This window comes from Rhodosalinus sp. FB01 (assembly GCF_041365715.1).
Taxonomy (GTDB): Bacteria; Pseudomonadota; Alphaproteobacteria; order Rhodobacterales; family Rhodobacteraceae; genus Rhodosalinus.
The window spans coordinates 348,956-367,138 of record NZ_JBGFSH010000002.1; the positions used below are offsets into that span (position 1 = coordinate 348,956).

Consider the following 18,183-nt stretch of genomic DNA (forward strand, 5'->3'; position numbering starts at 1 on the left):
CACGTCGCTCCTGCTTTCTCATGGCGTCACCGGCCCGCGAACTCGAAGGAGAAACTCCGCGGCGCGCCGCGCGGCGGGGCCGGGAAGGGCGCGGCGCGGCGGATGTGGTCGAGCGCCGCGCGGTCGAGGTCGCGCGCGCCGGAGCTTCTCAGGACGCTGACCGCGACGAGCTCGCCGCTCACCCCGATCCGGAAGCCGACCACCGCGACGCCGCGGGCGCGCACGCGCTCCTTCCGGGTGCGCGCGATCTGGCGCAGCACGCGGCCGCCGTAATTCGCGGCCTCGGCGCGGCCGCTTTCCGCCCTCGGGCTGGTCGTGACCGTCGCGGCGCGCGTCGCCTCGGCGTCGCGGGCGCCCTGGGCGTCGCCCCGCCGCGCGCTCCGTTCGGCGTTGCCCGCAGGAGCCGTCGCGGCGGGCGCGCGCGCCTGGGACGGCGCGGGCTCCTGCTGGCGCGGAGGCCGCGGGCGGGGGCGCGGGGTCTCCGCCGAGGCTTGCCGGACACGCACCGGGGCCACGCCGGTGACGCGCTCGGCCACCGGGGCGGACGGCGTGAGAGACGGCTGCCGCGTCGGCTGGGCGCTCTCCTGCGGGCGCGCAGCCGGCGCGGTCGCGGCGATCTCCTGCGGCCGGGCGGCCGGGGCGATCGCGGCGGTCTCCGCCGGGACGGCCGCGGCCCGTCGCGCAGGCGCGGGCGCCTGCTCGGGCTCGGCCGGGGCGGCGGCGAGCTGGCGGGCGACAGGCGCCCTGCCTGCGGGTGCGACGGCTTCGGAGCGATCCGCCTCCGTGGCCTGCGGCGCCGGTGCCGCCTCGGCCGGCGTCTGTTCGGCGGGCGGGGGCGGAGAGGCCGCGCCGCCTGCGGCGAGATCGGCGAAGCTGTCGCCCAGGCGCGCGACCGCGACCGGCGCGCCGCCCCCTGCCATCGCCGCGTCGGGCTCGGGGCGCAGGACGAGGCCCAGCGCGGCGAGATGAAGCGCGGCCGAGACGGCCCCGGCGAGGACGAGCGCCCGTGGCGTCACGGCAGCGCCCTCTCGGTCACGAGGATCACCTCCCCCGCCCCGGCCGCGCGCAGCGCGCCCGCGATGTCCGCCAGGCGGCGGGCGGGGAGCGCGCGGTCGGGCACGAGGCGGGCGGCCGGGGCGGGTGCGCCCGTGTCATCGACGCGCCGGGCGAGGTAGTCTGCGGGCGACACCGGCTGGCCGCGATGCAGCGTCGTGCCGTCGGCGCGGATCACCAGCGCGTCCGGCGGGGCGCTCCGGTCGAGCTCCGCCGCCCGGACGAGCTGCACGTCGCCGTCGAGCGGAGGCGCGAGCGATCCGGCGACCAGGAAGAAGACGAGCATCAGGAAGACCACGTTGATGAGCGCGATCGTGGGCTCCCCCCGCGCGCGGCGATATGTCCGCCTCGCCGCCACGGTCAGCCGAGCACCCGGACGTCGGCGGACGGGACGGATCGGAGCGCGACCAGCAGATCGGTCAGCCGCTGCGCCGTGACCTCCCCTTGCAGGCTGACCAGAACGGCGCGGCCGTCCTCCCCCAGACGATCCCTGACCGCCGCCGCCGCGTGTTCGAGCGCCGTGGCCTCGCCGTTCACGCTGATCGCGTCGGGCGCGAGCCGCACGAAGACCGGAGGCGCGTCTCCCGGCATCGCGCCGCCCGCCGCGGCCGCGAGCGGCAGCTCCCCGAAGCGCGTGAAGGTGGAGGAGAGCATGAAGAAGAGCAGCAGCAGGAAGATCACGTCGATGAGTGGCGTGAGCGACAGCCGACGGCGGCGGAAGCCGGGCGCGCTACGCATGGGCCAGCCCCGCGACGTGAGCCGCGGCCTCCGGCGCGGGGCCCGGGCCGAACCCTGGACGCAGCAGCACCTCCAGCGCCTCGTCCGCGAGAGCGCGCTCCGCGGCCACGCGGGACTCGAGATAGGTGAGGCAGAGCGCCGTGGGCATCGCCACGCCGAGGCCCACCGCGGTGGTCAGCAGCGCCACCCAGATCCCCCCGGCAAGCGCCGAGGGATCGACGGCCGCCCCGGCCGCCTGCAGGGCCTGGAACGCTTCGATCATCCCGAGCACCGTGCCGAAAAGGCCAAGAAGCGGGGCGAGCTGAACGACGGAATCGAGCAGGCGGAACCCGGACTCCAGGCGCGCGAGCCCGGCGTCGATCTCGGCCTGAAGGCGGGAGCGGGCTTGCCCGGCCCCCGCGCCGAGGGCGCGGGCGAGCACGGGAGAAAGGTGGCTCGGGCTTCGCGCCAGGGCGGCCCGCGCGGCGGCTTCCGCGCCTGCGTCCGCCTCGCGGAGCGCGCGGCGGACGGCCTCGTGCCGGCCCACGCCGAGGCCGCGGAACTGCCAGAGCTTGGCCAGCACGACGGCGAGCGCCACGATCGAAACTCCGCCGAGGAGCGCCACCACCGGGCCGCCAAGCGCCACGGCCTCGCGCAGGCCGGCGAGGAGTTCTGCCAGCGCGCTCATCCCGACACCTCGAGATCCGCGCGGCTTTCCAGCCGCAGGCGCTCCATGCAGACGCCCGCCTCGAGGCCCGCGCCCGAACAGTCCTCCGCCGCGTTCACGAGAACCCGCCCGAGCGCCGCGCACTCGGCGCCCGGCAGGTCGAACTGGCGCACCCGGGTCCGTCCCTCCGGCACCGACTGGAAGTCGAAGAGGGACAGCCGCTCCACCACGCCGCCTGCGTCGAAGACCACGGTCTCGAGGACGAGGGCGTCGAGATCGGCGCCCAGCGCGTTGTCCACCACGAAGGTCAGACGGCAGGCGCTCTCCGTCTGCGTCAGCGTGTTGAGCTCCAGCCGGAGCGATCGGTCGGTCTCCCCGTCGCCCGCCGCCGCGGCGCCGGCGACCGCCAGCGAAACAAGCAGGGTCGGGACAAACTGTCGTATCACCAGTCAAACTCCTTCGTGAGCGCGATCTTGAAGGTCCGGCCCGGCGCGTTGTCGAGCTGCAGGTTGGGCCGGTAAGTGGCGTCCGTGACGTTCTCGACGGCGAGGTTCACCGTCATGCCCTCGAGCGGCCCGGAGTCGGGCGTCCAGTCGAGGAAGAGGTCATGGGTGAGATAGCTGTCGCCGTTCGTCTCGGCCGAGGCGGTCGTGATGCTGTTCGCCCAGTTGCCCCGCCACCCGAGGCGCAGGTCGCGTTCCGGCAGCCTGGTGCCCAGCGTGAGCGAGAGGGTGTCCGCGGGCGTGTCGGTCAGCGTCTCGCCGGTGCTCTCGTCCTCCGAACGGACCAGCGAATAGGCGGCGTTCGCGAACCAGCCCTCGGCATCGTAGGCGCCCTCGAGTTCGAGGCCCCAGATCCGCGCGCTGTCGATGTTCGAGAAATAGGGCACCGCCGCCTGTCCGGGCGTCGGCCCCGTCGCGCGCGGCGTCGTGGCGATCAGGTCGCGGATCGAATTGTTGAAGGCCGTCGCCTTGATCTGCAGGCTGTCGCCCTCGTTCAGCACGTCGAACCCTTCGTAGGCGAGGCCGATCTCGACCGTGGTGGCGATCTCGGGGTCGAGGTTGAGGCTCGGCGTGCGCGGGCCGAAGAAGAGGGGCCCGCGCTGCACCTCTCCTTCGCTCGAATAGTGCTCGTCGAGCGTCGGCAAGCGCTCGGTCCGGGCGAGCGATCCGAAGACGGACCACGCGTCGTTCAGCTCGTACATGACGGCGAGCTTCGGCGAAACGGCAAGCTCCTCCGTCGCGCGCGCGCCCGCCGCCTCGGCGGCGGCGCCGGGATCCTGGAACGCCTTTTCCAGCCGAACCCCCGGGATGAGGGTCAGCCGGTCGTTCCAGATGAATTCGCCCTGCGCGTAGATCGCGGCGCGGCTGTCCGTGCCCTGGGGATGGAAGGGCAATGCGCCCAGGGAAGAAGACGCCGTGCGCTCCTGCTGCGAGAGCTGCGTGCCGAAGGTCAGGTAGTTCTCCCACGCGCCGCTGCCGAACTCGATGGTGTTCTCGGCCTTGAGCGAAAGGGTCTCGTAGGCGGCGTCGTTATCGCAAAGGACAAGGAAGATGCCCGGCGCGCAGAGGAAACCGGCGGAGAAGTCGCGCTTCTCCACCTCGGTGTTCGACCACGACAACGTCACGTCGAGGTCGAGCCATGGGTTGCCTGCACCTTGGTGATCCCACGACAGCGTCACCGTGTCGTCGAGGCTGCGGATGTCGGCCGTGCCGAAGCCCGCCACGGCGGGGCCGCCCGTCTGCGCCACAACCGTGTCGGCCAGATCGCCGTCGGTGCGCGACCACGACAGGCGCAGCGACTGGTCGTCGTTCTGCCCGAAGTGGAAGGTGCCCTTCACCAGCCCGGACCAGCGTTCATAGGCGGTGCCGTCCAGCGTGGTGCCGTCGCCGTCTTCCACGTCGTCCGACGTGCCGCGGTTTAGCGCGAAGAGCAACTCGGCGTTCTCGTCGGGCCGCGCGGCGTAGATCAGCCCGCCCCGCCAGGCGTTCCCGTTCGAGCCGTAGCCCGCCCGGAACCTGAGCGCCCCCGTCTCCCCCGGCGCGAGGAAGTCCGAGGCATCCTTAGTGGTGAAGTTGATCACGCCCCCGATGGCCCCGGAGCCGTAGAGCGTGGAGGAGGCGGGCCCGCGCAGGATCTCCACCCGCTTGTAGAGCGCCGGGTCGCCGAAGAAGGACCCGGTGCGATACTGCTCGAAGAACTTCGGCGCACCGTCCACGGTGACAATGATTCGTGACTGGCTCGCCGTCTGTTCGGTGTTGCCGATGCCCCGGATGTTGAACGCCTCGCCCAGAAGGCGGCCGGAGCCGCCGGTCTCGACCCCCGGCACCGTGTCGAAGAGCTCGCCCACGGTCGTCGCCTGTTCGCGGTCGATGTCCTCCTGTTCCAGCACCGTCACCGCCTGCGGCGTATCGATCGCCACCTTCTCCGTGCCGGCGCCGAGAACCAGTCGCCCGAGCGGCGTGAAACCGCCCTCCGTCTCCTGCGCCGAGACCTGCCCCCCGAACCCCGCGGCCAGCGCTGTCGCGGCGGCGCCCCAGAGCAGGCGCACTTTGCCCGTCCTCATCCTTTCCCTTCCTCTTTTCCAGGTGCGGGTCGGGCTGGCGTCGGGCTGGCGTGACCGCGTCGTGCAATTCTGACTTGATGTGTCGGGAATGCAGCTTTACGAATCCCGACAGAAACAGTCAAGAGAAGTCCGCGCCCTCGAGCCGCCGCCAGAGCCCGCCCGGACGACCAGAAAGAGCGGAACCATGAGCGAGACGTCCCTTATGTCCCCCGATGCCATCCTCGCGGCGCGCGCCGAGCGGCCGAAACTGCGCGCCCGCGATCTCGCGGCGGCGCTCGGCGTGCCCGAGGCCGCCCTGGTCGCGGCCGAGACCGGCCGCGCGGCGACCCGGATCGCGGCGCACCCGAACGCGCTGATGCCCGCCGTGACGGAGCTCGGCGAGGTCATGGCGCTCACCCGCAACGAAAGCGCGGTGCACGAGCGGGTGGGCAGCTATCTGGAGTATCATCCCGGCGAGCACGCGACGATGGTGCTCGGCCCCGAGATCGACCTGCGCATGTTCCCCAAGCACTGGGCCCACGCCTTCGCGGTGACCGAGGAGACGGAGGCCGGCGTCCGGCGCAGCCTGCAGGTCTTCGACGCCGCGGGCGACGCTGTGCACAAGGTGCACCTGAAACCCGCCTCGGACGTCGCGGCCTTCGATCGTCTCGTCGCCACGCTCGCCACTGGCGACGAAAACCGCGGCTTCGACGCCGCGCCGCGCACGCCGCCGGAGGGCGCGTGGATCCGCGAGGACAAGATCGACATCCTGCGCAAGGAGTGGGAGCGGATGACCGACACCCACCAGTTCCTGCGCCTCGTCTCGAAGCTCAAGATGAACCGCCTCGGCGCCTACCGCGCGGCCGGCGCGCCCTATGCCGAGCCGCTCGCCCCCGAGGCCGTGTCCGCGATGCTGGAGCGCTCTGCCGCCGAGGGCATCGAGATCATGCTCTTCGTGGGCAATCCGGGCTGCATCCAGATCCACGCCGGGACGATCCACACGCTGACCCCGATGGGACCATGGCAGAACGTCATGGACCCGCGCTTCAACCTGCATCTGCGGGCGGATCACGTCGCCGAGGTCTGGCGCGTGTGGAAACCGACGCGGCGCGGGCCGGCGATCTCGGTCGAAGCCTTCGACGAGGAGGGGCGGCTCATCCTGCAATGCTTCGGCAAGCGCAAGGAAGCCGAGCCCGTGGCCTGGAACGCCATGGTCGCCGAGCTCGCCCCGGCCGAGACCGCGGAGGCGACGGCATGACCATGCGCCCGCTCGGACTCGCCGCCGCGTTCGCCCTTCTCTGTCTCCCGGTCGGCGCCGCTGCGGCGGAGCGCGTCGTTGCGGTGGGCGGCTCGGTCACCGAGCCCGGCTTCGCCCTCGGCGCGGGCGGCCGCCTGGTCGCGCGCGACACGACCTCGACCTGGCCGCCCGACGCGGAAGCCCTGCCCGACGTGGGCTATGTCCGGCGGCTCTCGCCGGAGGGCGTGCTGTCGGTCGCGCCGGATCTCATCCTCGCGGAGGAAGGTGCCGGCCCGCCCGAGACGGTCGAGCTTCTGGCGGCGGCCGAAATCCCGTTCGTCACGATCCCCGACGCCACCGACGCGGAGGGCGTCGCCCGGAAGGTCGAGGCGGTGGGCGCGGCCCTCGGCCTTGACGACAGGGCGGCGGCGCTCGCCGCGTCGATCCGTGCGGACATGCGCGAGATCCGCGAACGCTCCGAAGACATCGGCACGCCGGCGCGCGTGCTCTTCCTGCTCTCGGCCGAGGGCGGACGGCTCATGGCGTCGGGCAGCGGCACGGCGGCCGAGTCCATGATCCGCCTCGCGGGGGGCGAGAACGCGGTCACGGGCTTCGAGGGCTACAAGCCGCTCACCGACGAGGCGGTCCTCGCCGCGGCGCCCGACGTGGTGCTGATGATGGCGGGCCGCGCGGGCCATGGCGGTGCCGGGGTGCTGTCGCACCCGGCCCTCGCCGCCACGCCCGCCGGCCGCGACGGCAGGCTGGTCGAGATGGACGGGCTCTATCTTCTGGGATTCGGCCCGCGCACGGCCGAGGCCGTCGCCGATCTCCACGCCGCGCTCTACCCGAACGGGAACTGAGCCATGGTCGCCATCGCCGAGGGCGCGCCTCCTGCCGCGGGCGACCGCAGCCTGCTGGCGCGGCGCGCCACATGGGGGCTCGTCGCGCTGGCCCTTCTGACGAGCTGGGCGTCGCTCGCCACGGGGGCGGCGGGCGTGTCGCTGACCGACGCCCTGGCCCGCGCCCTCTCGGGCGAGGGCCTGACGTTGCAGGAAAGGATCGTGATCTTCGAGATCCGCCTGCCGCGCCTCATCACGGGGCTGCTGGTGGGCGCGGCGCTCGCGGTCTCCGGCGCGGTGAGGCAGGGGCTCTTCCGCAACCCGCTCGCCGATCCGGGGCTCGTCGGCGTCGGTGCCGGGGCCGGGCTTGGGGCGGTGTCGGCCATCGTGTTGGGGGGCCTGCTGCCGCCGGCGATCGCCGCGGCCACCGGCATCTATACCGTGCCGGTCGCCGCGTTCCTCGGCGGATGGGCCGCGACGATGGTCCTTTACGGCGTCTCGACCCGCGCGGGGCAGACCTCGGTGGCCACGATGCTCCTGGCGGGGATCGCGCTCGGCGCGCTCGCCGGCGCGGCGACGGGCCTTCTGGTCTACGTCGCCGACGACCAGCAGTTGCGCGATCTCACCTTCTGGGGCCTCGGCTCCCTCGCCGGCGCGGCCTGGCCGAAGCTGGCCGTGGCCGCGCCGATCATGCTGGCCGCGATGGCCGGGACGCTCTGGCTCGCACGCGGGCTCAACGGTCTCGCGCTCGGCGAGGCGGCCGCGGCGCACATGGGCGTGCCGGTGCAGCGGATGAAGAACCTCGCCATCCTCTCGGTCGCCGCAGCGACGGGCGCGGCGGTGGCCGTCTCGGGCGGGATCGGGTTCGTGGGCATCGTCGTGCCGCATCTCCTGCGCCTCGCCACGGGGCCGGACCACCGCCGCCTTCTGCCCAACGCGGCGCTTCTGGGCGCGAGCCTGCTGGTGGGCGCCGACATGCTGTCGCGCACGGTCATCGCGCCGGCCGAACTGCCGATCGGGATCATCACCGCGCTTCTGGGCGCGCCGGTCTTCCTCTGGATCCTCCTGCGCCGGCGCGGCGTGCTGGACCTGTGAGGCGCGCATGATCGACGCCTCCCGCCTCACGGTCACGCTGGGCCGCCGCCGGGTTCTCGACGGCCTCGACTTCCGCGCCATGCCCGGCGCGCTGACCGCGATCGTCGGGCCGAACGGCTCGGGCAAGACCACCCTGATGCGCGCGCTCACCGGCGAGATCGCCGCGGAGGGGCGGCTCTTGCTCGAAGGCGAGGACCCGCGAAGGCTTCGCCCTTGGCAGCTGGCGCGGCGGCGCGGGGTCCTCGCGCAGTTCACGCGGCTGGCCTTTCCCTTCACCGTGCTCGAGGTGGTGCGCCTCGGCGCCGAGGCGGGCGGCCAGGCGGGCGCGGGCGCCATCGCGCGCGCCCGCACCGCGCTCGCGCGGGTGGACCTCGCGGGCTACGAGGGCCGGCACTACCAGGAACTCTCGGGCGGCGAGCAGGCCCGCGCCCAGCTCGCCCGCGTGCTCGCCCAGGTCTGGGAGGCGGTGGGCCCCGAGGGCCCCCGTTGGCTGTTCCTCGACGAGCCGGTGGCGAGCCTCGACATCGCGCACCAGCTCCAGGTGATGGAACTCGCCCGCGCTTACGCCCGCGCGGGCGGCGGCGTGATCGCGGTGATGCACGACCTGACGCTGACGGCCATGTTCGCCGATCGCGTCACGCTGCTTCAGGAGGGCCGCGTCGCGGGCGAAGGGGCAGCCGGCGAGGTTCTCCGGCCCGAACTTCTGGAGCAGGTCTACGGCTGCCGTCTCGATGTCGTGGAACTCTCGGACCCTGCCCGCCTGATCGTGACGCCGCGCACCGGCCCGCGCGCGCCTCGTCATGCTCCGGCGGATGGCGGCGAGATCGTCCCGGAGGCCGCGCGCCCGGCGCGTTCGGGGTAACGTCGCGCGCGACGGCATGGCCGCATCGGACCTCCCGCCGCGCGCGCAGGCGGGCGGAACGCGGACGGCATCACCGCACCACGTGCACCGAGCAGCCTGCGTGGCGGACGATGCGCGCCGCGTGGGGGCCCAGAAGGTAATCCCGGAAATCCGGCTTGTGTGCGCCCACCACGATCAGGCTGGCGCCGTCGGTCTCCGCCACGTGAAGGATTTCCTGGTAGGCGTTCCCGGTGGCCACGATGTGGCGGACCTTCTTGTTGGCCTCCGCGCCGAGCGCGGCCTCGGCAAGCGCGTCGAGCCTGCGGCGCACTTCCTGCACCGCCTTGTCGTGATGCGACTTGTCGAAATAGCTGCCGACCACGCTCATGCCGTAATCGGGCACCACCGTGATGACGTCGAGCTGCGCGCCCTCCATCTCCGCGAGGCGCGCCGCCACCTCCAGCACGTGGCGGTCGCGGTTTTCGTTGCTGATGTCGACGGCGCAGAGAACGGGGCCGGTCATGCGGGGACCTCCTGGCGGGTCATGCGCGCGCGCTGCAGAAGCGCCAGGAAGGCGAGCAGCACGAGCGCGGGGATGAACATGAGTTCCTTGGGCATCTGGTCGGCCGGCGCCTTGACGCTGTCGATCGTCATCGGCCGATCGGCGTAGAAATCGAAGTCCAGGAAGGTCTGCGCGTAGGGCGTGCCGAACATCGGCTCCTCGAAGCTCACGCGGCCGTCCTCCAGCGGCACGAGCGCGAGGCCCGCCTCGGCGAGGAGGTCCTCGCCCGGCGCGTCGCGCGCCACCGGCAGGACAAGCGTCGTCTCGGTGATCTCGCCGGTGTCGAAGTCCGGGCCCGAGACGACGATGCGGAGTTCTTCGCCCGGATCGGCCTCCTCGAGCGCCTGCGCGAGATTGGCGGGATCCAGCATGCGGAAGGGCGGCTGGATGCGGTCCATGAAGAAATCCGGACGGAAGAGCGCGAAGGCGATGAGGATCAGCGCCACGCTTTCATGGATGCGGTTCTTCGTGAGGAACCAGCCCATGGTGCCCGCCGTGAAGACGAGGATGGCGACCGTGGCGACGATCGCCGTCACGATTCCCTGCACGAGGGTCACGTCGATCAGAAGAAGATCGGTGTTGAAGATGAAGAAGAAGGGCAACGCCACGGTGCGGAGCGAGTAGAAGAAGGCGGTGAAGCCGGTGCGGATCGCGTCCCCGCCCGACACGGCGGCCGCCGCGAAGCTCGCCAGCCCCACGGGCGGCGTCACGTCCGCCATGATCCCGAAGTAGAAGACGAAGAGATGCACCGCGATCAGCGGCACGATGAGCCCCGACTGCGCGCCGAGCTCCACCACCACGCCCGCCATGAGCGAGCTTACCACGATGTAGTTGGCGGTGGTGGGCAGCCCCATGCCGAGCACGAGCGACAGAAGCGCCACCATCACCAGCATCAGCACGAGATTGCCGCCCGAAAGGAACTCCACCAGCTCGGACATCACCTGCCCCACGCCGGTGAGCGTCACGGTCCCCACGATGACGCCCGCCGTCGCGGTGGCGAGGCCGATGCCGATCATGTTGCGCGCGCCGTCGATGAGCCCCTGGAGAAGGTCCAGCACGCCCCACTTCAGGCGGTCGGCCAGATCGCTTTCACCGCGGAACACCGCCTTGAGAGGGCGCTGCGTCAGCAGGATGACGAAGAGGAGCATGGTCGCCCAGAAGGCCGAAAGCCCCGGCGATTTCTGCTCGATCATCAGGAAATAGACGAGCACGACGATGGGCAGCAGGTAATAGAGGCCCGACTTGTAGATCTCGCCCACGACCGGCAGCCGCACGTCCTCCGAATTCGGATCGTCGGGCTCGAGGTCGGGGCTCTGGGCGGCGAGCCACAGAAGCGCCAGGTAGGCGAGGAACAGAAGGGCCGACAGGACCCAGCCCGCGCCCTCGGGCACGAGAGCGGTGATCCAGCGCACCGGGAATTGCACGCCGTAGCAGAGCGCCGCGAACCCGGCGAAGAACGCGGCCATGCCGCCGATCGTGCGCCCGAGCGAGACCACCCGGTCGCCGAGCGTGGGCATGTTCTGCTTCACCGCCTCCAGATGCACGATGTAGACGAGCGCGATGTAGCTGATCGCCGCGGGCAGGAAGGCGTGGGTTATCACCTCCACGTAGGAGATGCCCACGTATTCCACCATCAGGAAGGCCGCGGCGCCCATGACGGGCGGCATGATCTGGCCGTTCACGGAACTCGCGACCTCGACCGCGCCGGCCTTCTCGCTGGTGAAGCCCACGCGCTTCATCAGCGGGATGGTGAAGGTGCCGGTGGTGACCACGTTGGCGATGGACGAGCCGGAGATGAGCCCGGTGGCCGCAGATCCCACGACCGCGGCCTTGGCCGGCCCGCCGCGCAGGTGGCCCAGCGCGCCGAAGGCCATCTTGATGAAGTAGTTGCCCGCGCCCGCCTTCTCCAGCAGCGCGCCGAAGAGCACGAAGAGGAACACGAACTTCGTGGAGACGCCGAGCGCGATGCCGAACACGCCTTCCGACGTGATCCACATGTGGCTCATCGCCTTCTGCAGCGACGCGCCCTTCCAGCGGATCACCTCGGGCACCCAGGCGGAGGCCCCGAAGAAGACATAGGCCAGGAAGATCGTGGCGATGATCGCCATCGCGGGGCCCAGGGCGCGCCGCGCGCCCTCGAAGAGCAGCAGAAGCCCGACGAGCGCGAACCACTTGTCCGTGTCGTCGGCAAGCCCGCCGGACTGCACCACCTTCTCGTAGAAGAAATACCCGTAAAGCGCCGTGAAGGCGCCGACGGAGGCCATGATCCAGTCGTGGATCGGCACGTAGCGGCGCGGACTGGAGCGGAAGGCGGGATAGGCCAGGAAGGCGAGGAAGATCGCGAAGGCCAGGTGGATCTGGCGCGAATTGTTGATGATGTCGCCCGGAAGGACGTAGTTGGCGAGCGGCGAGGCCAGCAGCACCTGGAAGACGGACCAGCTGAGCGCGACCGCGGCGATCAGCAGCGCCACGGCGCCACCCGGGTTCCGGGCGCCCGCGTCGCTGGAGGCCACGAGGTCCTGAAGTTCCTCCTCGGTGAGCGGGCCGCGGGCCTCTTCCCTCTGGCTCATCCGTGCATCCCCCTGCTGGCGGGCGCGCGTGCCCCGCTCTTGTCGTTCGGATCGGCAGGGCGCGGGACCGGCCCGCGCCCTGCCGCAGCGGCCGTCACTCGATCAGGCCGGCCTCGCGGTAGTACTTCTCGGCCCCGGCATGAAGGGGCGCCGACAGACCGTCCTTCACCATCTCCTCCTTCTTGAGCACGGAGAAGGCGGGATGCAGGCCGGTGAAGTCGCCGAAGTTCTCGAACACGGCCTTGACCACGGTATAGACGGCCTCTTCCGACACGTCGGCGGAGGTCACGAAGGTGGCGCCGACGCCGAAGGTCGTGACGTCCGCGTCATTGCCGCGATACATGCCGCCCGGGATGGTCGCCATGCGGTAGTAGGGACGCTCGGCGACGAGCTCGCGGATCGTCTCGTTGTCGACCTGCACCAGCACCGAGTCGCAGGCCGTGGTGGCTTCCTGGATCGAGCCCGAGGGGTGACCCACGGTGTAGACCATCGCGTCGATCTGGTTGTCGCAGAGCGCGGCGGACTGTTCGGCCGCCTTCAATTCGGTGGCGAGCTCGAAATCATCGGTGGTCCAGCCCATCGCCTCCATCACGACTTCCATGGTGCCGCGCTGGCCGGAGCCCGGGTTGCCGATGTTGACGCGCTTGCCCTTGAGGTCCTCGAAGGTCGTGACGCCCGCGTCGGCGCGCGCCACCACGGTGAAGGGTTCGGGGTGCACGGAGAAGACCGCGCGCAGGTCCTCGAACGGGCCCTGCTCCTCGAAGCGGGAGGAGCCGTTGTAGGCGTGATACTGCCAGTCCGACTGCGCGACGCCGAATTCCAGCTCGCCCGCGCGGATCGTGTTGATGTTGTAGATCGAGCCGCCGGTGGACTCCACCGAGCAGCGGATGCCGTGCTCGCGCCGGTCCTTGTTCACGAGCCGGCAGATGGCGCCCCCGGTCGGGTAGTAGACGCCGGTCACGCCGCCGGTGCCGATGGTGATGAAATCCTGCGCGAAGGCCGCGGGGGCCATCAGTGCCGCGGCGACCGCCCCGGCGATGGTGAGTCTGGCTTTGTGGAACATCACAGTCTCCCTCTTGGTTGATGTCGTCTTTCGGGGTGCGCTCAGCCGTCTTGGACTTCGTCCAGACGGCGGTTGCGCGCTTCGACCTCCTCGATCCGGCGGCGCGCCTCCGCGCCGCCCCGTCGGGCCACGAGCCCCATGATCGCCTCCAGCAAGAAAAGCGTCGACGTGTAGGAGGTGAAGAAATTCGGCCCCTGCCCCGGCACGATGAACGAATGCGTGGCGTGCGGCAAGGCCGGACAGGCGTGGGTGTCGGTCACGACGATGACCGCCGCGCCCTGCTCGCGGGCGAGCGCGGCGGCGCGCAGCGAGGCCGTGGCGCAAGGCGGCTTGGTCACGACGAGCACCGCGTCCTGCGGCCCCAGCCCGGCAAGCGCCGCGCCCATCGACCCGCCCGCCCGCGCCGCGAGCGTCCAGCCGGGCGACAGGAACTGCGCCATGTAGGCGACATGCTCGACGACGCCCGAGGAGCCCAGCGCGCCCACCAGGACGACGCGGCGCGCGCCGTGCAGCACCTCCGCCGCGGCTTCGAGCCGGGCGGGCGCGAGCGTCTCGCCGAGCCTGCGGATATTGGCGGAACAGGCCTCCATGTGGCTTTCGAAGAACGCCGCGGCGCCACCGGCGCGGGCGTCGCACATGAGGCCCGCGCGTTCCGAGAAACGGCTCATCCGGCGGTCGAGCGTGCCGCGCATCTCCTCGCGCAGCGCCTCGAAGCTGTCGTAGCCCACCGCGCGCGCCATGCGCGAGAAGGCGGCGGGCGAAACGCCGCTGTCCTGCGCGACCGCGCGCAGGCTCCGCGAGGTCGCCGCCACGGGATTGTCGATGACGTAGTCCGCCGCCTGTTTCAGCGTCGCGCTGAGCGCGGTGTAGGACTCGGCAAGCCGCGCATCGAGAGGCTCCTGCACGCGTCCGCTCCCCCATGCAAACCGTCACGCCCGGATTTGTTCCATTTCGTTTCACGTCTTGTCAACATGTGACGCATGTGTTTCGCTTCTCCCTTGCATGCCATAGTCAAAAGCGGCCCGCTCCAGTGTCCCACATCTTTCCGCGCGCGCCCCGCTCCCTGCCGCCCACCGCCGTCCGCGGCGAGGGCGTCTACATCTACGACAGCACGGGCAAGGCCTATCTCGACGGCTCGGGCGGCGCCGCGGTCTCCTGCCTTGGCCCCGGCGACCGTGACGTGGCCGAGGCGATCCGCCGCCCGTCCGAGACGCTGGCCTTCGCTCATACCGGCTTCTTCACCTCCGAGCCCGCCGAGGCACTCGCGGACCGGCTCGCGGCCCATGCGCCGCCGGGTCTCGATCGGGTGTATCTCGTCTCCGGCGGCTCCGAGGCCGTGGAGGCGGCGCTGAAACTCGCGCGACAGTATTTCCTCGAGATCGGCCAGCCCGAACGCCACCGCGTCATCGCGCGCCGGCAAAGCTATCACGGCAACACGCTCGGCGCACTCGCCACGGGCGGCAACGCATGGCGGCGCGCGCCCTTCGCGCCGATGCTGGTGGAAACGAGCCATATCGCGCCCTGCTACGCCTACCGCGACCGGCGCGACGACGAGAGCCTACAGGCCTACGGCCTGCGCGTGGCCGACGAGCTCGAGGCGGAAATCCTGCGCCTCGGCCCCGAAACGGTGGCGGCCTTCGTCGCCGAGCCCGTGGTGGGCGCCACGGCCGGCGCGGTGCCCCCTGTGCCGGGCTATTTCGCCCGCATCCGGGAGATCTGCGACCGCCACGGCGTTCTGCTGCTCCTCGACGAGGTGATGTGCGGCATGGGCCGCACGGGCAGCCTCTTCGCCTGCGCGCAGGAAGGGATCGCGCCCGATATCGTGACCATCGCCAAGGGGCTCGGCGCGGGCTACCAGCCGATCGGGGCGGCGCTCTGCACCGGCGCGAGCTACGACGCGATCGTCGCGGGCTCCGGTTTCTTCCAGCACGGTCACACCTACAACGGCCACCCCACCGCCTGCGCCGCGGCCGACGTGGTGGTGACGAAACTCACCGAGGGCGGGCTGGCCGAGCGCGCGGGCACGATGGGCGGCAGGCTGCGCGATGCTCTCGAGGCCGCCTTCGGCCAGCATCCGAACGTGGGCGATATCCGGGGCCGCGGGCTTTTCCTGGGGATGGAGTTCGTGCGGGACCGCGAGACGAAGGAACCGTTCGACCCCGACTTCGGCCTTCACCGCAAGCTCAAGGCGGCGGCCTTCGATGCCGGTCTGATCTGCTACCCGATGGGCGGCACCATCGACGGCCGCCGCGGGGACCACGTCCTGCTCGCCCCGCCCTTCATCATCGAGGACGACCACGTGGGCGAGATCGTGAAAAAGCTCGGCCGCGCCCTCGACACGGTGCTCTGAGCCGGGGCCCGCGCGGTCCGCCAGGCGCCTGCCGTCCTTCCCGTGTCGTCCGCGCCCACCGCGGGCCCGTTGACATTCCAGTCACTGGAAGCCCCATCTATGGCTCCAAGACGAAGCCGGAAGAGGGCACCATGACGAGCACCGAAGCGCTGACACTGTCGATCGATGGCATGAACTGCGCCTCCTGCGCGGGCCGGGCGCAGCGCGCGCTCGAGGCCGTGCCGGGCCTGTCGGACGTCAACGTGAATTTCGCCACCGGTCAGGCACGGCTGTCGGTCGCCGATCCGGCCACCGCTGCGGCCGCGGCCGACGCGCTCGAAGCCGCGGGCTATCCCGCCCGCACCGAGACGCGGACTCTCACCGTGGACGACATGTCCTGCGCGTCCTGCGTGGGGCGGGTGGAACGCGCGCTCGCGGCCGTGCCCGCCGTGCTGGAGGCGCGCGTGAACCTTGCCGCCGGGACCGCGACCGTCACGATGCTCGAGGGCGCGGCATCCGCCGACGATCTCGTGCGCGCGGTGGCCGAGGCGGGATACGACGCCACGCCCGAGGACGCCGAGGCGCGCGAAAGCCGGGGCGCCCGCCGCGACGCGGAGGCACGCGAAACCGGGCGCCGCGCGATCCTGGCCGCGGCGCTCACGCTGCCGGTCTTCCTGATCGAGATGGGCGGCCACGCGATCCCCGCGATCCACCATTTCATCGGCCAGACGATCGGCCACCAGGCCAGCTGGCTTTTGCAGTTCGCGCTCGTGACGCTCGTGCTCGCAGGGCCGGGGCGCGGCTTCTACCGGCGCGGCTTTCCCGCCCTCATGCGCGGGGCGCCCGACATGGACAGCCTCGTCGCGCTGGGCACGTCGGCGGCCTACCTCTATTCCGTCGTCGCCACCTTCGCACCCGGGCTTCTGCCCGAAGGCGTGCGCGCGGTCTATTACGAGGCGGCGGCGGTCATCGTCACCCTCATCCTGGCGGGCCGCTACCTCGAGGCGCGCGCCAAGGGCCGTGCCGGCGCGGCGATCGAGCGGCTTCTGGGGCTTCAGCCGCGCACCGCCCGCGTCTTGCGCGACGGCGAGGTGGAGGAAGTGCCCGTCGAACGGATCCGCGCGGGCGAGATCCTGGTGGTGCGCCCCGGCGAGCGCATCGCCACCGATGGCGAGGTGACGGAGGGCGGGGCGCGCGTCGACGAAAGCATGATCACCGGCGAGCCGGAGCCCGTCGGCAAGGGCCCGGGCGACACCGTCACCGGCGGCACGGTGAACGGCACCGGCAGCTTCCGTTTCCGCGCGACGCGGGTGGGCGACGACACGACGCTGTCGCAGATCGTCCGCATGGTCGAAGAGGCGCAATCCGCCCGCCTTCCGGTACAGCGCCTCGTGGACCGCGTCACGCTCTGGTTCGTCCCGGCCGTGATGGCGGCGGCGGCGGTCACGGTCGCCGCGTGGCTGATCTTCGGCCCCGCGCCGGCGGTCACGATGGCGTTGGTGGCGGGGGTCTCGGTCCTGATCATCGCCTGCCCCTGCGCCATGGGGCTGGCCACGCCGACCTCGATCATGGTCGCCACCGGCCGCTCGGCCGAGCTCGGCGTCTTCTTCCGCAAGGGCGACGCGCTCGAGACGCTGGGCGGCGCGAAGGTGGTCGCCCTCGACAAGACCGGAACCATCACCGAGGGGCGGCCCGAGCTGACCGACCTGATCCCGGCCGAGGGCGCGACGCGCGCGGAGGTGCTGGCCCTCGTGGCGGCGGCGGAGGCCGGGTCGGAGCATCCGGTGGCCGACGCGATCCTCAGGGCCGCGCGGGCCGAGGGGCTGCGCCTCGCCGACGCCGAGGATTTCGAGGCCATTGCGGGCCACGGCATCCGCGCCCGGGTCGACGGCCGCGACGTTCTCGTGGGCGCCGACCGGCTGATGGCGCGGGACGGCATCGACACCGGCCCCCTCGAAGCGGAGGAGAAAAGGCTGGCCGAACGCGGGCGGACCGCTCTCTTCGCGGCCGTCGACGGGCGGCTCGCCGGCGTTCTGGCCGTGGCCGACCCGGTGAAGCCGACGAGCGCCGCGGCCATCGCCGCGCTGCGCGCGCAGGGCCTCGAGGTCGCCATGATCACCGGGGACAAGCAGGAGACCGCCGAGGCCATCGCCCGCGAAACCGGCATCGACCGGATCGTGGCCGGCGTGCTGCCCGGCGGCAAGATCGACGCGATCGACGGGCTGCGCGCCGGCGGGCGCCGCGTGGCGTTCGTGGGCGACGGGATCAACGACGCGCCCGCGCTGGCCCATGCCGACGTGGGCATCGCCATCGGCACCGGCACCGACGTCGCCATCGAAAGCGCCGACGTCGTGCTGATGTCGGGCGACCTGGGCGGTGTCGCCACCGCCTTCGACATGTCCCGGCGGACGATGCGCAACATCGCCCAGAACCTCTTCTGGGCGTTCGGCTACAACACCGCGCTCATTCCGGTCGCGGCAGGGGTGCTCTATCCCGCCACCGGCCTTCTGCTGTCGCCCGCGCTCGCGGCGGGGGCCATGGCGCTGTCGTCTGTCTTCGTTCTGATGAACGCCCTGCGGCTCAAAAGGGTCCGCCCCGCGACGCCCGGCGCCGGGAACACGGCAAGGCCGCGGCCCGCCCCGCAACCCGCGCCGGCCGAATAGCG

16 protein-coding genes are annotated in these 18,183 nt (G+C 71.8%); 6 read left to right on the forward strand and 10 right to left on the reverse strand.

Features of this window, described 5'->3' with window-relative positions; genetic code table 11:
* Positions 1 to 26 precede the first annotated feature (26 nt).
* Genes AB6A65_RS04415 through AB6A65_RS04440 form a run of 6 tightly spaced genes read right to left on the reverse strand, consistent with a single transcriptional unit; the run spans position 27 to position 5,003 of the window.
* On the reverse strand, positions 27 to 1,016 hold the full coding sequence (locus AB6A65_RS04415) for an energy transducer TonB (protein ID WP_371037146.1): 990 nt from the start codon (positions 1,014 to 1,016) through the stop codon (positions 27 to 29).
* Positions 1,013 to 1,411 (reverse strand): ExbD/TolR family protein, encoded by a 399-nt coding sequence (locus tag AB6A65_RS04420; protein ID WP_371037147.1) that lies wholly within the window; start codon positions 1,409 to 1,411, stop codon positions 1,013 to 1,015. Before AB6A65_RS04420 ends, AB6A65_RS04415 begins: the two co-directional genes overlap by 4 nt.
* A 2-nt stretch (positions 1,412 to 1,413) precedes the next feature.
* Complete coding sequence (locus AB6A65_RS04425) at positions 1,414 to 1,791, reverse strand: biopolymer transporter ExbD (protein WP_371037148.1); 378 nt, start codon at positions 1,789 to 1,791, stop codon at positions 1,414 to 1,416.
* Complete coding sequence (locus tag AB6A65_RS04430) at positions 1,784 to 2,458, reverse strand: MotA/TolQ/ExbB proton channel family protein (protein WP_371037149.1); 675 nt, start codon at positions 2,456 to 2,458, stop codon at positions 1,784 to 1,786. Before AB6A65_RS04430 ends, AB6A65_RS04425 begins: the two co-directional genes overlap by 8 nt.
* Positions 2,455 to 2,883 (reverse strand): hypothetical protein, encoded by a 429-nt coding sequence (locus tag AB6A65_RS04435; RefSeq protein WP_371037150.1) that lies wholly within the window; start codon positions 2,881 to 2,883, stop codon positions 2,455 to 2,457. The genes AB6A65_RS04430 and AB6A65_RS04435 overlap by 4 nt, the downstream gene beginning before the upstream one ends.
* Positions 2,880 to 5,003 (reverse strand): TonB-dependent receptor domain-containing protein, encoded by a 2,124-nt coding sequence (locus AB6A65_RS04440; protein ID WP_371037151.1) that lies wholly within the window; start codon positions 5,001 to 5,003, stop codon positions 2,880 to 2,882. Before AB6A65_RS04440 ends, AB6A65_RS04435 begins: the two co-directional genes overlap by 4 nt.
* Before the next feature lie 184 nt (positions 5,004 to 5,187).
* Between AB6A65_RS04440 and AB6A65_RS04445 the strand changes: the two genes are divergently transcribed.
* The 4 genes from AB6A65_RS04445 to AB6A65_RS04460 are packed head-to-tail and all read left to right on the forward strand — an operon-like array spanning position 5,188 to position 9,015.
* On the forward strand, positions 5,188 to 6,240 hold the full coding sequence (locus tag AB6A65_RS04445; RefSeq protein WP_371037152.1) for a hemin-degrading factor: 1,053 nt from the start codon (positions 5,188 to 5,190) through the stop codon (positions 6,238 to 6,240).
* Complete coding sequence (locus AB6A65_RS04450) at positions 6,237 to 7,079, forward strand: hemin ABC transporter substrate-binding protein (RefSeq protein ID WP_371037153.1); 843 nt, start codon at positions 6,237 to 6,239, stop codon at positions 7,077 to 7,079. The genes AB6A65_RS04445 and AB6A65_RS04450 overlap by 4 nt, the downstream gene beginning before the upstream one ends.
* Positions 7,080 to 7,082: 3 nt before the next feature.
* Positions 7,083 to 8,153: a FecCD family ABC transporter permease gene (locus AB6A65_RS04455; RefSeq protein WP_371037154.1), complete on the forward strand. Its 1,071-nt coding sequence runs from the start codon at positions 7,083 to 7,085 to the stop codon at positions 8,151 to 8,153.
* A 7-nt stretch (positions 8,154 to 8,160) separates the two neighbouring features.
* Positions 8,161 to 9,015: a heme ABC transporter ATP-binding protein gene (locus AB6A65_RS04460; protein ID WP_371037155.1), complete on the forward strand. Its 855-nt coding sequence runs from the start codon at positions 8,161 to 8,163 to the stop codon at positions 9,013 to 9,015.
* A 70-nt stretch (positions 9,016 to 9,085) separates the two neighbouring features.
* On the opposite strand, the gene AB6A65_RS04465 is transcribed toward AB6A65_RS04460, so the two are convergent.
* The 4 genes from AB6A65_RS04465 to AB6A65_RS04480 form a co-directional block, all read right to left on the reverse strand.
* A complete protein-coding gene (locus tag AB6A65_RS04465; RefSeq protein ID WP_371037156.1) occupies positions 9,086 to 9,517 on the reverse strand; it encodes a universal stress protein in 432 nt (143 codons plus the stop codon).
* The gene (locus tag AB6A65_RS04470; RefSeq protein WP_371037157.1) at positions 9,514 to 12,126 is read right to left on the reverse strand and encodes a TRAP transporter permease; all 2,613 of its coding nucleotides are present in this window, start codon (positions 12,124 to 12,126) and stop codon (positions 9,514 to 9,516) included. The genes AB6A65_RS04465 and AB6A65_RS04470 overlap by 4 nt, the downstream gene beginning before the upstream one ends.
* A gap of 94 nt (positions 12,127 to 12,220) precedes the next feature.
* Positions 12,221 to 13,189 (reverse strand): TAXI family TRAP transporter solute-binding subunit, encoded by a 969-nt coding sequence (locus AB6A65_RS04475; protein WP_371037158.1) that lies wholly within the window; start codon positions 13,187 to 13,189, stop codon positions 12,221 to 12,223.
* Between the two features lie 41 nt (positions 13,190 to 13,230).
* On the reverse strand, positions 13,231 to 14,094 hold the full coding sequence (locus AB6A65_RS04480) for a MurR/RpiR family transcriptional regulator (RefSeq protein ID WP_371037159.1): 864 nt from the start codon (positions 14,092 to 14,094) through the stop codon (positions 13,231 to 13,233).
* 125 nt (positions 14,095 to 14,219) lie between these two features.
* Here AB6A65_RS04480 and AB6A65_RS04485 point away from each other — a divergent pair, with 125 nt between their 5' ends.
* Entirely contained in the window at positions 14,220 to 15,539 is a 1,320-nt protein-coding gene (locus AB6A65_RS04485; RefSeq protein WP_371037160.1) for an aspartate aminotransferase family protein, read from the forward strand.
* 131 nt (positions 15,540 to 15,670) lie between these two features.
* Positions 15,671 to 18,181, forward strand: a complete 2,511-nt coding sequence (locus AB6A65_RS04490) for a copper-translocating P-type ATPase (protein WP_371037161.1) — start codon at positions 15,671 to 15,673, stop codon at positions 18,179 to 18,181.
* Positions 18,182 to 18,183 lie beyond the last annotated feature (2 nt).

Excerpts from the sequence above, each read along its gene's own strand:
- AB6A65_RS04425 (WP_371037148.1), bottom strand. The coding sequence starts at position 1,791 with ATGCGTAGCGCGCCCGGCTTCCGCCGCCGTCGGCTGTCGCTCACGCCA.
- AB6A65_RS04430 (WP_371037149.1), bottom strand. The coding sequence starts at position 2,458 with ATGAGCGCGCTGGCAGAACTCCTCGCCGGCCTGCGCGAGGCCGTGGCG.
- AB6A65_RS04440 (WP_371037151.1), bottom strand. The coding sequence starts at position 5,003 with ATGAGGACGGGCAAAGTGCGCCTGCTCTGGGGCGCCGCCGCGACAGCG.
- AB6A65_RS04445 (WP_371037152.1), top strand. The coding sequence starts at position 5,188 with ATGAGCGAGACGTCCCTTATGTCCCCCGATGCCATCCTCGCGGCGCGC.
- AB6A65_RS04450 (WP_371037153.1), top strand. The coding sequence starts at position 6,237 with ATGACCATGCGCCCGCTCGGACTCGCCGCCGCGTTCGCCCTTCTCTGT.
- AB6A65_RS04455 (WP_371037154.1), top strand. The coding sequence starts at position 7,083 with ATGGTCGCCATCGCCGAGGGCGCGCCTCCTGCCGCGGGCGACCGCAGC.
- AB6A65_RS04460 (WP_371037155.1), top strand. The coding sequence starts at position 8,161 with ATGATCGACGCCTCCCGCCTCACGGTCACGCTGGGCCGCCGCCGGGTT.
- AB6A65_RS04465 (WP_371037156.1), bottom strand. The coding sequence starts at position 9,517 with ATGACCGGCCCCGTTCTCTGCGCCGTCGACATCAGCAACGAAAACCGC.
- AB6A65_RS04470 (WP_371037157.1), bottom strand. The coding sequence starts at position 12,126 with ATGAGCCAGAGGGAAGAGGCCCGCGGCCCGCTCACCGAGGAGGAACTT.
- AB6A65_RS04475 (WP_371037158.1), bottom strand. The coding sequence starts at position 13,189 with ATGTTCCACAAAGCCAGACTCACCATCGCCGGGGCGGTCGCCGCGGCA.
- AB6A65_RS04490 (WP_371037161.1), top strand. The coding sequence starts at position 15,671 with ATGACGAGCACCGAAGCGCTGACACTGTCGATCGATGGCATGAACTGC.